We start from the raw sequence: 12,977 nt of genomic DNA on the forward strand, positions 1-12,977 counted from the left end.
CTTTGCTTCGCGGCGAAGACCGGCGCTCCCCTGCCCCCTGCGAGGCAGGCTGGGAAGAGCCCGGTAGCCCCGTAAGTGTTCAGTCGCGCCTCCAGCGGTCCGCGGAGGCGCGGGTTCTTTTGTGACCGCAGGGATTACGAGCGGCCCTCGAGGGCCAGGATGTTCCCTGCCGTGAATGACGGGCCGCCCGAGACGCGCTCGAGATCGGGATGCCGTTTCCGCCATCCCGGAGCCCACGGTGCGAGCTACATGCTCCAGCACCGCCGGCTTACCCCACCCGCTCAGCGCGAGCCCCGGGCGGCGCCCCACCAGCTGCTGCGGCCACCCAACGAAGAGAACCATACCCTTTTGCGCTGAAACTTTCAGGGTTCAAAAGAATTTTTTTGTGTGGTATGCCATGAAGGTTTCCGCACCTGCCCGAAGACCTGCGGGCGCCGCCCCGGGCGCACGCTGAAGCAACCGAAGCAAGCGACGGATCGGAAGTGGCCGCAGGGGAGCCTGCCGCTCGCACCGCTCTTTCGATAGATTCAGGGATGCCTCCGCGATCGCCTCGGAATGACTTGTCACCGGCATGATGCGACCGCCCCGCGCACCGGAGATTCTTCTTGTTGTGCCAGGATTTTCTGCCGGAGTGGTGCGATCGGCCGTGCCGCCCGAAGATCCTGGCGGCGCCGGGGCTCGATCGCGCCGAGCAGCTGCGCTAGTTGAACCCGCCACCCGAGATCAACGACAGCCGGAACAGAATGCGCCGCCTCTGCCTCATCCTCGCGTGCATCGCCGTGGTCCTCGGCCTCGGCACGACGCTTCCCGCCTTCGCCCAGTCGCCCTTCTCGCCGCAGAGCCCGGAAGCCGCGGAGGAGCCAGCCGGCGAGGCGCCGGCGAGGCTTCCCGCCGACAGCGTGCGGGTCCTCGTCGACACGATCGAGGATCCCGACAGCCGCGCAGCCTTGCTCGAGCTCCTGCGACAGGTGGCTGCCGGCACCGAAGAAACCGATGCCGCGGCTGCGGCCTCGTCGGTGGAGGTCGAGGAGCCGACGCAGGCCACGAGGGTGGCGGACGGCCTCTCCGACTACGCGCAGGCGATCGCGGAGACCGCGACGGACCTCACGCAGCGGGCGCTCTCGTCGTTCCGGGGGCTGACGGGGGTGGCCACCGGGCGGATCGCGGTCGACTGGGAGAGGTTCGGTGACGCGGCCCTGAGGCTCGCGATCGTCGCCGGCGTCACGTTCGCCGCCTACTATCTGGTGCGCCTCTTCGCGCGCCGGCTCTTCGACGCAGTCGCCCGCGCGGCGGGGGGGCGCACCTTCGTCGGCACGCTCGTCGGCCTCGTCGTCCTGGCCGTCGTCGACGAGGCAGCGGTTCTCTTCGCCTGGGCTGCGGGCTACGTCTTCGCGCTCACCACGGGCGAGGCAGGCGGGATCAACATCAACCAGAGCCTGTTCCTGAACGCGTTCCTCGTGGTCGAGACGATCAAGGTCGTCCTGCGCATGATTCTGAGCCCCACGCGCGGCGAGTTGCGGATCATCGGCATGTCCGACAAGGCCGCCGGCTATTGGTACTTCTGGACGTCGCGGCTCGTCGGCCTGATCGGCTACGGCTTCCTGCTGTTCGTCCCGATCGTGAACATCAACGTTTCGTTCTTCGCCGGCCGCGGCCTCCGCATGCTGATCGCACTCCTCGCGACGGGCATGGCCATATTCGTCATCCTGCACAGCCGGCGAGAGGTGGCAGGCGCCATCCAGCGCTTCGGCCACAGGATGGGCAGCTTCGGCCGCAGTGCGGCGGCGGTGCTCGCGCGGCTGTGGCACGCGGCGGCGATCCTCTATGTGCTCGTGTTCTTCGTCATCTGGCTGTCGCGGCCCGGCGAAGCGCTCTCCTACATGATCAGCGCGACGCTGCAGTCCTTCGCGGCGATCGTCCTGGCGGCGATCGTGATGGCGCTGATCTCGCGCATGATCACCGGGGGCATCAGCCTGCCGGAGGACGTGAAGGCGCGGCTGCCGCTGCTCGAGAGTCGGCTGAACCGACTCGTTCCGACCATCCTGAAGGTGGTGCGGTTCGTTCTTCTCGCCCTCGTCGTCCTCGCGATCCTGCACGCCTGGCGCGTGATCGACGTCCTGGCCTGGGCCGACGACGAGGCGGGCGCGGCCTTTCTCGGCGGGCTGACTTCGGCGGCGATCGTCGCGCTCGTCGCCACCGCGATCTGGCTCGCCATGTCGTCGTGGATCGACTACCGGCTAAATCCCTCCTTCGGGAAGGTGCCGACGGCGCGCGAGCGGACGCTGCTCTCGCTCTTCAAGAACGCCTTCACGATCGCCGTGATCCTGTTCGGCTCGATGATCGCGCTGTCCGAGATCGGCGTGGACATCGGCCCGCTGCTCGCTGGCGCGGGCGTCCTCGGCCTCGCGATCGGCTTCGGCGCGCAGAAGCTCGTCCAGGACATCATCACCGGCATCTTCATCCAGTTCGAGAACGCGATGAACGAGGGCGACGTGGTCGCGGTGGGCGGCATTTCGGGCGTGGTGGAGAAGCTGACGGTGCGGTCGGTCAGCCTGCGAGACATCGACGGTATCTACCACCTCATCCCGTTCTCGTCGGTCGACTCGGTGTCGAACTTCATGCGCGGCTTCGGCTACCACAAGGCCGAGATCGGCGTGGCCTACCGCGAGAACATCGCCGACGTGAAGGCGCACATGCACATCGCCTTCGACAGGCTCATGGAAACCGAGCACGGGCCCAAGATCCTCGAGCCGCTCGACATGCACGGCGTGACGGAGTTCGCCGATTCGGCAGTCATGGTGCGCGCGCGCATCAAGACGCGGCCGGGGGACCAGTGGGCCGTCGGCCGCGCCTACAACGAGATCCTGAAGGAGGTCTTCGACGAGGCGAGCATCGAGATCCCGTTCCCGCACATGACGCTGTGGTGGGGCGAGGACAAGAAGGGCGACGCGCCGCCTCTGCGCGTCCGCCGCGCTCGCGATACCGAAGCCGCGGCGCTTCCGGCCGAGCCGACGGAGCCGGAAGGGGAAGCGAGGCAATCGACGCCGGATGTCGGCACGGAACATTCCGCGGATGTGACGGGCCGGGAAGGCTAGGCCCGGTCGAAAGCACCCCCTCCAGGCAGGGAGCGGGCGGGGGCTGGTCGCCTTCCGGAGAGCGTGCGGAACGTCAGTTAGTCGAGGTGCCGGCGAGCGACGTCGCATGCTCGTGGTGCTGCTCCAGCGTCGGCAGCGTCTCGCTCGCGAAGCCGCGGAGCGCCTCGCTCTCGCATCCTTCGGCGCATTGCCGGAAGAGCGAGATGGCGTCCTCGTGGGCTTCCACCTGCATTTCGAGATACGTGGAATCAACCGCTTCGCCGGTATCCTGCAGCTCGGCGCGCTTGGATGCCTGCGTATCCGGCAACTCGCCCGGGACCGTCAGCCCCTCCTCCTGCGCGACGGCCTTCAAACGCTCGTTCGCCGCCGTGTGGTCCTGAACCATCTGCCGGGCGAAGGACTGGACGTTCTCGTCCTGGGCCATCTCGAGCGCGAGTTCGCTCGAGCGGACCTCGAACATCCCGCTTGCCGCAGCCTCATCGACGAAAGCCTGATCGGCCACATCCTGGGCCGAGGCCGGAGCGGAAAGGGCGAGCAAGATCGCCGTCGCCGCAAGTGCACGGATCTTCATGAGACGTTGCCTTCCATCGGTTGCGACGCCGCCTGTGGCGCGTCGGAGCGAAGGAATGCCGGTGCAGTAGCCCCGTTCCGGCGCCGCGTCGTGGCGAGCGGTATCGTGCTGGCCGCAGGCCTCAAGAGGCTCATTAACCCTTCGCTAACCATTCGGGTAGAAGCGCCCGATTTCACTGAATATTTTCCTTGCTTTCGCCACGTCTCCTCCGAGCCGACGCCCAACTTGGCAGGCATTTCGCCCGCAGCTCGCGAACAGGGAGCGAGCATCAAGCCACCGGAGGGGTGGCGCTAACGGGGAAAACCAGACGTTGCTATCCAAATTCTGCTCGACCGCATCCATTGCGGCCGTGACCGCGTACCTTTGCCTGACGCCCGCCCACGCCGACGAGGCGAAGATTGACAAGAACGAGGCCAAGTGCCTCGCGACGGCCATTTACTTCGAAGCTCGCGGGGAGAGCTCGAAGGGACAGAGGGGGGTCGGCCAGGTGATCCTCAACCGTGTCGAAGACCCGCGCTATCCCGACACCGTCTGCGGCGTCGTCTACCAGAACGCCCACCGTCGCAACGCCTGCCAGTTTTCATTCGCCTGTGACGGGCAATCCGAGGCGATCACCGACCGGACCTCGTGGAAGGCTGCCGTCGCGCACAGCGCGGAGCTGCTCGCCTGTGACGAGGAATGCCGGGCGAGCGATCGGATCGGAGCGGCCTTCTGGAGCGCGACGCACTACCACGCGGACTATGTGAGCCCCCGCTGGGCGAAGAAGCTCAAGCGCATCGGCACGATCGGCGCCCACCTGTTCTACGCCGAGCACATTTCCTGATACCCCTTGCTCCAAATGCAGCGACACGCCGCAGGAGCACGGCCATGACGACACCCGACGACAGGACGGCGCGGATCGCCCGCGCCGTCGCAGAGACCCTTCGCGCGCCGTTCGCCGTGAGCCTGTGGACCGGCGAGCGGATCGGCCCGGCCGAGGGGCCGACCGTCAAGATCAACGGCCCCGACGCGGTCACGCGCCTGGTTCGCCGCCCCTCGCTCGACACCGCGGTGGAGCTGTGGGCGGAGAAGACGATCGATATCGAGGGCGGCACGATCTTCGATATCGCCGGACTGCGACCGGAGGGCGGCCTGAAGTCGCGCCTCAAGGCCCTGCCACGCTGGCGCCTCGCCCGTGATCTGCCGTCGGTCTATTTCGGCTCGTCGGCAGCAGGCGGACCGTCGGGCCTCGCCGGACAGGACCGCTTCACGAGCGGCTCCGCGAAAGAGGCGATCCGGCACCACTACGACGTGTCGAACGACTTCTACCGGCTCTTCCTCGACGAGAGGATGGTCTATAGCTGCGGCTACTTCACAGGCTGGGACAACGGCATCGACCAGGCGCAGTTCGACAAGCTCGAGCTCATCTGCCGGAAGCTGCGGCTGAAGCCCGGCGAGCGCTTTCTCGACATCGGCTGCGGCTGGGGCGCGCTCCTGATCCATGCGGCGAAGCACCACGGCGTCGTCGCGCACGGGGTCTCGTTGTCCGAGGCGCAGACGGCGCTCGCCCGCGAGCGCATCGCCGCGGAAGGCCTCGAGGACCGGATCACCATCGAGGTGAAGCCCTACCAGGATCTCGAGGGGCCGTTCGACAAGATCGCCTCGATCGGCATGTTCGAGCATGTCGGCTTCGCGAATTACGACAGCTACTTCGCGAAGGTACGCGACCTCCTTGTCCCCGGCGGCATCTATCTCCACCACGCCATCACGCGGCGGATGAAGCGTTCGCGGCGCGCTTTCGGGCGCAAAAGCGCGGAACACAAGGCGCTCGTGAAGTACATCTTCCCCGGAGGCGAGCTAGATCACATCGGAATGACGCTCCAGAACCTCGAGGCGCACGGCTTCGAGGTACACGACGTGGAGAACCTGCGCGAGCACTACGGCCGGACGTGCCGCCTCTGGACCGACCGTTTGCAGGCCCGCGAGGCGGAGGCGATCGCCGAGATCGGCGAGCCGCGGACGCGGCTCTGGCTCCTCTACCTGGCCGGATGTGCGCTGGCCTTCGAGCGCGGCACGGTGCAGATCAACCAGACGGTCGCGACGCGGCGCAGGAAGCGCGGCCCGAGCGGTCTTCCGCCGACGCGGGCCGATCTCTACCGCTGACGCGGCGATCGCGCAGCGCGGATGCGGGATGGCACGCGGGCCGCCCGCGCCTCGCGCATCGCTCAGACCTCGACGGTGAGATCCATCGTGATCTCGGCGTTCAGGACCTTAGACACGGGACAGTTCGCCTTCGCCCCCGCAGCCGCCTTCTCGACGGCCGCCTTGTCGGCGCCCGAGGCCGCCACCCGCACCGTCAGGTGCACGGAAGTGATGGACGCGCTGCCGGGGTCCAGCGTCACGTCGGCCTTCGTGTCGATCGTCGGACCGGAGATGCCGGCCTGGCCGAGCTCATTCGAGAGGGCCATCGAGAAGCAGCCGGCATGCGCCGCCCCGATCAGCTCCTCCGGGTTGGTGCCCTTCACGTCGCCGAAGCGCGTGTTGAAGCCGTAGGGCGTCTCGGAGAGCACGCCGCTGTCGGCCGTCAGCGTGCCCTTTCCGTCCTTCAGTCCGCCCTGCCAGTGAGCCTTGGCACTGCGCTTCATCTTGTCAGTCCTCCAGTTGGTCTGATCGGTCGGTGTCGACGGCCCGCTATGTATGGCCGCCGGCCGCGAGGGGCAATGCGAGGCACTTTCGGGCGGCCCGCAAAGCGGATACGTTGCCGCCTCCGATGGCGGGTGCGGGGTTTGCCGTGGGGGCATCCAGATTTGACGACGAGCAGCATGGCCGGGTCGTACCGGCGCCATGCGCTTCATGCCGGGCGGGACGCCGTCGCCCAAGATGATCACGATGGCTCCGTGGCTCGCCCCCTTCATCGCGCTCGGGGTCGTCGTCCTCCTCTTCGCCGTCTTCGCGGCCGAGCGCTACCCGCCCGAGGTCGTCGCCATCGGTGGCGTCGCCCTCCTCCTCGTCCTCGGCATCATCGACACCCCCGACATGCTGCAGTCGCTGTCGAACAGCGGCCCTCCGACGATCGTCGCGATGTTCATCCTGAGCGCGGCGCTCGTTCGCACGGGCATGCTGGAGCAGCTGACGGGGCAGTTGAGGCGCCTGGCGAGCCTGGGGGAGAGCGCCGTCCTCGTCGGCCTGCTCCTCACGACCATGTTCGCGTCGGCCTTCATGAACAACACGCCGCTCGTGATCATGATGATCCCGGTGGCCGTGTCGCTCGCGCGGGGCGCGGGGGTGTCGGAATCGCATCTCCTGATGCCCCTGTCCTTCGCGTCGATCCTCGGCGGCACCATGACGATGATCGGCACCTCGACGAACCTGCTCGTCGACGGCGTCGCGCGGCAGGCGGGCCTCGAGCCCTTCGGCCTGTTCGAGATCACGCTCGCGGGCGCGGCCGTCGCAGCGGCGGGCGCGCTCTACATGGTGCTCGTGGGGCGCTGGCTCCTGCCCGACCGGCAGACCGTGGCGGGTCTCCTGGGCAACCGCCGGCGCCCTCAGTTCCTCGTCGAGCTCCTGATCGCTCACACCTCGCCGATGATCGGGAAGAACCCGCGCGAGGTCCCGCTCTTCGCGAGCAAGGACCGCCGCGTGGTCGACGTGGTGCGAGGCGATGAATCGCTGCGCCGGAACATGGACCAGGTGGAGCTCGCCGCCGGCGACATCGTCGTCCTGAAGTCTCCCGTGACCGACCTCCTCACGCTGCGCGACGGCAACTCGGTGGAGGCCCTGCCGGTGACGGAGGCCGATCCGGTCGAACCGGTCGCGAGCCGGCCGACGGTGATCGCGGAAGCGCTGCTCGGTCCGCACGCGCGACTTCTGGGACGCACGCTGCGCGAGGCGCGGCTGAGGCGCCGTTACGGCGTCTATCCGCTGGCACTGCACCGCCAGGGCGAGAACATAGCGGAGCGGCTGGAGAACGTGCCGCTCGAGATCGGCGACACCATCCTCATCGAGGGTGCGCCGGAAGATCTCGCCCGCTTCGCCGACGACATGTCGCTCGTGAGCCTGACCGAGACGCGCGAGCGCCCGCTGCGCACGGCGAAGGCGCCGATCGCGGCCATCGCGCTCGTGGCCGTCGTGGCGATCTCCGGCCTCGGCTTCATGCCGATCGCCGCCGCCGCCTGGATCGGCGTCGCCTTCGTGCTCATGACGAAATGCATCGACAGCGAGGAGGCCTTCGACGCCGTGGACTGGCGCATCATCGTGATGATCCTCGCGATGATCACGATCGGGCGCTCCCTCGAGAAGACGGGTGCGGTGGAGATGATCGTCGAGGCGGTCGGCCCCCTCATGAGGGACCTGCCGCCCTGGGCGATGCTGGCATTCGTCTACGTCCTCGCCTCCGCGCTGACCGAGTTCGTCACGAACAACGCCGTCGCCGTGGTGCTCACGCCCGTCGCGATCGGTCTGGCGGCGAGCATGGGCCTCGACCCGCGACCTTTCGTCGTCGCCGTGATGTTCGCGGCGAGCGCGAGCTTCGCCACTCCCATCGGCTACCAGACGAACACGCTCGTCTACTCGGCCGGCGGCTACCGGTTCACCGACTTCCTGAGGGTGGGAGCCCCCCTCAACCTCATCGCGGGCATCGTGACCGTGCTCGTCGTGCCGCTGATCTGGCCGTTCTGAAGGCCGCGGAGGACGACCGGACACGGCATCTGGCGATTTCGTCGGCCTGTCGGCATGATGCGGGGATCGGAACACCGCCTTCTTCGTTAAGCACCTGACACTGCCAAGCGGGAGCCCAGAGCCGTGCCATCAGACATGCAGAACGAACTCCGCCGCCCCTCCCGATGGCCCTAGCGGCCCTCGCCGTGGTGGGCTGGATCGTGGTCATCATCCTCCTGATCTCGAACTCCTCAGCCCGAGACGACCACGAGCAGCAGGTGGCGGATCTCCAAGGACAGGTGCAGGCGGCCCGCACACAGCTCGCCGAACAGGAACAGGCGAGCGGCCAGCTCGAGGACCTGCGCACGCAGGTGTCGGATCTGGAGACCCAGCGAACGGAGCTGACGAGCCAGCGCGACGACGCGCAGGGGACGCTGCAGAGCCTGGAAGCGGAGATCGCCGACGCCGAGCAGCGGCTGCAGGCGCGGTCCGACGAGGCGACACAGCTCGAGACCCGCGCCACCGAGGCGGAGGCGGCCCTGCAGGACGCACAAGGCCAGCTCGAGGAGGTTCAGGCGCAGGTCACGCAGGCAGAGCAGAACCTTCGCGACGTCGGGCAGCGGGTCGAGGCAGCGCGCGCCGACGAGGCTGCGGCACGCGAGACGATTGCCCGGCTCACGGAGGAGGCGGCATCGCTGTCGGAAGAGGTCGCCACGGCTGAAGAGCGGCTCCAGCAAGCCCGCACGGAGGCTTCCGACGCCGAGACACGCCTCGAGGAGACGAGCCGGGAGGCCGAGACGCTGTCCGCTCAGCGAGAGCAGCTCCAGCGGTCGGTCCAGGAGTTCCAGGAGCAGCAGGCGGCGCTTCGCGCGAGCCTCGAGGAGACGCGCCAGCAGCGCGCCGAGCTGCAGGACGGCGTGACGGAGCTCGCCGCCGCGCTCGCGCAGCGGACGGAGCAGCTCTCGCGGGTCGAGGAGCGGTTGCAGCAGCTGCAGCAGCAGGAGGCCGACGCGATGGCGGCCGCCGAAGAGCGGATCGCCCAGGAGGGACAGCCCCAGCAGCAGGGGCAGGCCCAGCAGCAGGGAGAGGCCCGTCAGACGCAGGGCGCCGCGGCGACCGGTCAGGACGAGAGCGGATCCGGGTCTCAGGGGACGCAGGCGCCGACGCAGGCCGTTCCGGAGGGCGCAGAGCCGGCCGATGGCGGCACCGAGGGATCAGCCGGCGCAGCGTCTAGCGAAGGCGGCACAGAGGCGACTGGGGCTGGCGAACAGCCGGCCGAAGGCGGCGCGGAGGCGACGGAAGCCGACGCACAGTCGTCCGAAGGAGACCAGCAGGCGACGAACACCCATGAAGCCGCGATCGCGGCCGGGCTCGAGCCCGGCACCTATGTCGCGGGGCCGATGGAAGCGACCTTCCAAGCCGACGGCAGCTTCACGATGACCGAGACCGGCAGGAACCGCAGCGTCGAAGGGCGCTACGAGTACGCGGACGGGCGGCTGACGCTGATGGACGCGACCGGCTCGGTCGGCCGGGCGCAGTTCCCCATGACCTGCGGCTTCGAGACGACCGAGAGCGGCTTCGAGCTGAGCGAGACGGCCGGCTCCTGCACCGAGCTTGCCGGCCAGACCTTCGAGCGCCGGGAGCAGGAGGACGGGCAGCAGGCCGAGGACCCGAACCGGCAGTGAGCTCCGCCGCGGCGGCCGCCTCAGCCGGCGCCGGCCGCCGCGATCGCGGCCAGAAGCTGGGCGTGCGAGAAGGGCTTCGCCACCCAGCCCGCAGGCGCTGAGGCCTCTGCCCTGCGCCGCGTCGCCTCGTCCTGGTGGGCGCTGACGAAGATGCACGGAATGTCGGCGCGGCTCCTGATCTCCAGGGCCGCGTCGATGCCGTCGCGGGGCCCCATCAGGCGTATGTCCATGAGAACGAGGTCGGGCGTCGTCTCCATCGCCCGCCGGACGGCGAGATCCGCCGTCGCGACGACGTCGACGACCTCATGCCCGGCCTCCTTGAGGATCGTCTCGATCTCGAGGCCGATGAACCAGTCGTCCTCCACGACCAGGATCCGACGGAGGCCCGGCCGACCGCCGGCGAACGAGCCCGGCGACGCTGCGGCCTCCCCCTCGCCGTCGGCACCACCGGCGACGGCCAGGAGCGGGGCGGGACACGCCGCCGGCGCCGAGAGGTCCGTTACAGAGATCCTCGTCATCATCGTGTTCCGACCTCCCCGAGGCCCGGATCGACCATCCTCACCGACGCGACCGTGCAACCCTCGTTCGTGATCTCGAACGTGCCGCCGATCTGCCGGCACAAGCCCCTGACGATCGAGAGGCCCGACAGGCGCCGCCCTGCCGGCAGTTCCTGCACGCTCCGTCCGGGATCGGCGACCCGAAGCACCAGGTCGCGGCCCTCACGCCGCAGCGAGACCTCCACGCGCCCTGGGCCGAAGCGGAGCCCATGCTTCAGGGCGTTCGACAGGAGCTCGTTCAGAACGAGCGCGAGGGGCACCGCTACGTCGTTCGAGAAGTCCGCATCCTCCGCGTCGACGGCGATCTCTACATCAGACGGCGCGGAAGCGGCAACCGAGGTGCAGACCGTTTCAACGAGCCGTCGCCCCGACACCTCGTTCAGCCGCTCCATCTCGTACATGAGTTGCTGCGCTGCGGCGATGGCACGGAGGCGCGCGAGCGCGCCTTCGACGAGCGCTCTCGTTTCCTCGCTCTCCGCCTGGGCCGCCGCGGCGGAGAACATGCCTATCAACATCTGGGTGTGATTGCGGGTGCGGTGGTGCAGTTCGCGCAACAGGGTGCTTTTCTGGTCAAGCGCCTCTTCCAGCATGACCTGAATCTGCTGTCGCTTCCGGATCTCGGCGTTGAGGCTCTTGATCTTGTGCTGGAGGACCGAGAATTCCTCCGGCCCCCGCATCCGGCAGCGCAGGATCAGGCGAGATCGGGCACCGTCCGGCGAAAGGAGGGCAGCCTCGATCTGAACTTTCCGGCATTCGCCGGAGGCAAGCCTGAACGGAGCAGAGCCGATGATCGGCGAGCTCGACCCCGACGCGCGGCGGAGGTAGCGGGCGAAATCCTCTTCCGGCCCCGCGAGAAGCGCACGCAGCTCGCGGCCGGCGACGTCGCGGCCGAACGCAGCCATCGCCGCCCTGTTCGCGAACGCGATCCGGTCCATGCCCTCGATCACGAGGAGCGGCTCGCGAACGAAGGCCGCGAGGCTCTCGAAGTCGGACATCTCAGACATCCGCCTGCCTGAAATACTCCCGCGCGTCGGGATCGGGATTGTCGTCCGGAACGAGATAGACGACGACGCGGCAGCCGGGATCGCCGCGGGCGATCGCCTCTTCGATCGAGACACGGGCGTAGCCGAGATTCTCCGCCGCGATGTGGCCGAAGACGTTCGACGTCATCATGCAGAGTGCCGGACGGTCGCGCACCTTCTCGCCGAAAGGGCACGCCCGATTGCCGAGGACGATCCGGTCCTCCCGCTCCTCGACGACGTAGAAATCCCCCTCGATCCGCGCCTTCAGGTCGACGAGGACCTGCGCCACCTGCTCGCGCGTCAGACGGTCGACGGAGAGCGCCTTCCGGTACTGCGCATCGAGCTGCTCACCGATCGCCGCGCCGACGACGCTGATATAGCCGGACGCCTCTTCCAGACCGACCACATCCTGGAGTGTGCCGCTCAGCTCGCGCAGCAGCGTCCGCATGAAGACATCGCGATCGAGCGGCACCGCCGCCCGGGAAACCTCGTCTTTCACCACCTGCAGTCCTCCCCCCGGCACGCGACGCGTGCTCAGCCCCCACGACCAAAATACGACAGGTCGCGGTGCAGCAGGAAGGGGAAGCCTCAGGAGACGCGAGAGGTCCGGTACGGGAGGTACCAAGAGAGAACCAGCCGGGCGCGTCCGCGTTCGATATTCAACGAACCAACACCACGACCAGGAGAGAGGTCATGGCATATCTACGCGACACGATCGACGTGCTGCGCGACATAGTCGCGTTTCTCGTCGTCGCCTCGATGGCGGCGATCTTCTTCGGCGGGCTGGCTTATGTCAGCCACGTGGCCGCCTGACGGGCGCGGCGGCCCTGCAGACGGTCCGCCGGGACAGATCGCTCAGGCGAAATCCTTGCGCATCGTCGCCATGCCGTGGCGGCGGCCGAGTTCCTCGTAGCCCGCGCCCTGGTAGAGCCGCATGGCGGCCTCGTTGTCGGTCTCGGCCTTGAGCGTGACCGAGAGCGCGCCGAGGTCTCGCGCGGCCTCTTCGGCGAAGGCGGCGAGCTGCCCCCCGCCCCGCCGCGGGCGTCCTTCTCGACGAAGACGTAGACGAGGTGGCGCACCTCCGGCCCGACGCCGATCCGTAGCGCGAAGAAGCCGACCTCGCGGCCGGCCTCGTCGACGAGGTAGTAGGAGGCGTCGTCCGGCTCGTTCAGCCACTTCTCCTGCCACTCGAGCGGATCGAAGGGCGCCTTCGCGCTCGGATTGACGAGGGCGAGCTCCTCCTCGTCTGCGAGGAGGCGGGACAGCGGCGCGAGGTCGAACGGCACGTTCGGCCTGAGAGAGAGGTTCGGCAAGAGCGTCTCCTGGGTGCTGGACGGACAGGAGTGGCTTGGCCTCGCACGATATGGCCCGGGATGGCAACCCCGGGCGCCGGAACGAGCGGCGGCCGCGCC

11 protein-coding genes are annotated in these 12,977 nt (G+C 68.4%); 5 read left to right on the plus strand and 6 right to left on the minus strand.

The window, feature by feature from the left end; all coding sequences use genetic code 11:
• The first annotated feature begins 743 nt into the window (after positions 1-743).
• Positions 744-3,095 carry a mechanosensitive ion channel domain-containing protein gene (locus N177_RS07880; protein WP_023431766.1) on the plus strand — a complete coding sequence of 784 codons (2,352 nt, stop codon included), beginning with the start codon at positions 744-746 and terminating at the stop codon, positions 3,093-3,095.
• A 73-nt stretch (positions 3,096-3,168) separates the two neighbouring features.
• Here N177_RS07880 and N177_RS07885 read toward each other — a convergent pair whose 3' ends face one another.
• Positions 3,169-3,666, minus strand: a complete 498-nt coding sequence (locus N177_RS07885; RefSeq protein WP_023431767.1) for a DUF4142 domain-containing protein — start codon at positions 3,664-3,666, stop codon at positions 3,169-3,171.
• A 349-nt stretch (positions 3,667-4,015) separates the two neighbouring features.
• Here N177_RS07885 and N177_RS07890 point away from each other — a divergent pair, with 349 nt between their 5' ends.
• Positions 4,016-4,489: a cell wall hydrolase gene (locus tag N177_RS07890; protein ID WP_051402292.1), complete on the plus strand. Its 474-nt coding sequence runs from the start codon at positions 4,016-4,018 to the stop codon at positions 4,487-4,489.
• Positions 4,490-4,533: 44 nt separating this feature from the next.
• Positions 4,534-5,808, plus strand: a complete 1,275-nt coding sequence (locus N177_RS07895) for an SAM-dependent methyltransferase (protein ID WP_023431769.1) — start codon at positions 4,534-4,536, stop codon at positions 5,806-5,808.
• A 62-nt stretch (positions 5,809-5,870) separates the two neighbouring features.
• Here N177_RS07895 and N177_RS07900 read toward each other — a convergent pair whose 3' ends face one another.
• On the minus strand, positions 5,871-6,290 hold the full coding sequence (locus N177_RS07900) for an OsmC family peroxiredoxin (RefSeq protein ID WP_023431770.1): 420 nt from the start codon (positions 6,288-6,290) through the stop codon (positions 5,871-5,873).
• Positions 6,291-6,534: 244 nt separating this feature from the next.
• Here N177_RS07900 and N177_RS07905 point away from each other — a divergent pair, with 244 nt between their 5' ends.
• Complete coding sequence (locus N177_RS07905) at positions 6,535-8,322, plus strand: SLC13 family permease (RefSeq protein WP_200863376.1); 1,788 nt, start codon at positions 6,535-6,537, stop codon at positions 8,320-8,322.
• A 164-nt stretch (positions 8,323-8,486) separates the two neighbouring features.
• Positions 8,487-9,986, plus strand: coding sequence for a coiled-coil domain-containing protein (locus N177_RS07910; protein WP_023431772.1), 1,500 nt, complete (start codon positions 8,487-8,489; stop codon positions 9,984-9,986).
• Positions 9,987-10,006: 20 nt separating this feature from the next.
• Here N177_RS07910 and N177_RS07915 read toward each other — a convergent pair whose 3' ends face one another.
• The 4 genes from N177_RS07915 to N177_RS07930 all read right to left on the minus strand — a co-directional run bounded on the left by N177_RS07915 (position 10,007) and on the right by N177_RS07930 (position 12,878).
• Positions 10,007-10,507, minus strand: coding sequence for a response regulator (locus N177_RS07915; RefSeq protein WP_023431773.1), 501 nt, complete (start codon positions 10,505-10,507; stop codon positions 10,007-10,009).
• Positions 10,504-11,538 (minus strand): sensor histidine kinase, encoded by a 1,035-nt coding sequence (locus tag N177_RS07920; protein WP_023431774.1) that lies wholly within the window; start codon positions 11,536-11,538, stop codon positions 10,504-10,506. Before N177_RS07920 ends, N177_RS07915 begins: the two co-directional genes overlap by 4 nt.
• A gap of 1 nt (position 11,539) precedes the next feature.
• Positions 11,540-12,064 (minus strand): methanogen output domain 1-containing protein, encoded by a 525-nt coding sequence (locus N177_RS07925; RefSeq protein WP_244444251.1) that lies wholly within the window; start codon positions 12,062-12,064, stop codon positions 11,540-11,542.
• Positions 12,065-12,353: 289 nt separating this feature from the next.
• Positions 12,354-12,878, minus strand: a complete 525-nt coding sequence (locus N177_RS07930; RefSeq protein ID WP_244444252.1) for a GNAT family N-acetyltransferase — start codon at positions 12,876-12,878, stop codon at positions 12,354-12,356.
• Positions 12,879-12,977: the final 99 nt, after the last annotated feature.

The organism is Lutibaculum baratangense AMV1 (assembly GCF_000496075.1).
Classification (GTDB): Bacteria; Pseudomonadota; Alphaproteobacteria; order Rhizobiales; family Tepidamorphaceae; genus Lutibaculum; species Lutibaculum baratangense.

Excerpts from the sequence above, each read along its gene's own strand:
- N177_RS07880 (WP_023431766.1), top strand. The coding sequence starts at position 744 with ATGCGCCGCCTCTGCCTCATCCTCGCGTGCATCGCCGTGGTCCTCGGC.
- N177_RS07885 (WP_023431767.1), bottom strand. The coding sequence starts at position 3,666 with ATGAAGATCCGTGCACTTGCGGCGACGGCGATCTTGCTCGCCCTTTCC.
- N177_RS07895 (WP_023431769.1), top strand. The coding sequence starts at position 4,534 with ATGACGACACCCGACGACAGGACGGCGCGGATCGCCCGCGCCGTCGCA.
- N177_RS07900 (WP_023431770.1), bottom strand. The coding sequence starts at position 6,290 with ATGAAGCGCAGTGCCAAGGCTCACTGGCAGGGCGGACTGAAGGACGGA.
- N177_RS07905 (WP_200863376.1), top strand. The coding sequence starts at position 6,535 with ATGGCTCCGTGGCTCGCCCCCTTCATCGCGCTCGGGGTCGTCGTCCTC.
- N177_RS07910 (WP_023431772.1), top strand. The coding sequence starts at position 8,487 with ATGGCCCTAGCGGCCCTCGCCGTGGTGGGCTGGATCGTGGTCATCATC.
- N177_RS07915 (WP_023431773.1), bottom strand. The coding sequence starts at position 10,507 with ATGATGACGAGGATCTCTGTAACGGACCTCTCGGCGCCGGCGGCGTGT.
- N177_RS07920 (WP_023431774.1), bottom strand. The coding sequence starts at position 11,538 with ATGTCCGACTTCGAGAGCCTCGCGGCCTTCGTTCGCGAGCCGCTCCTC.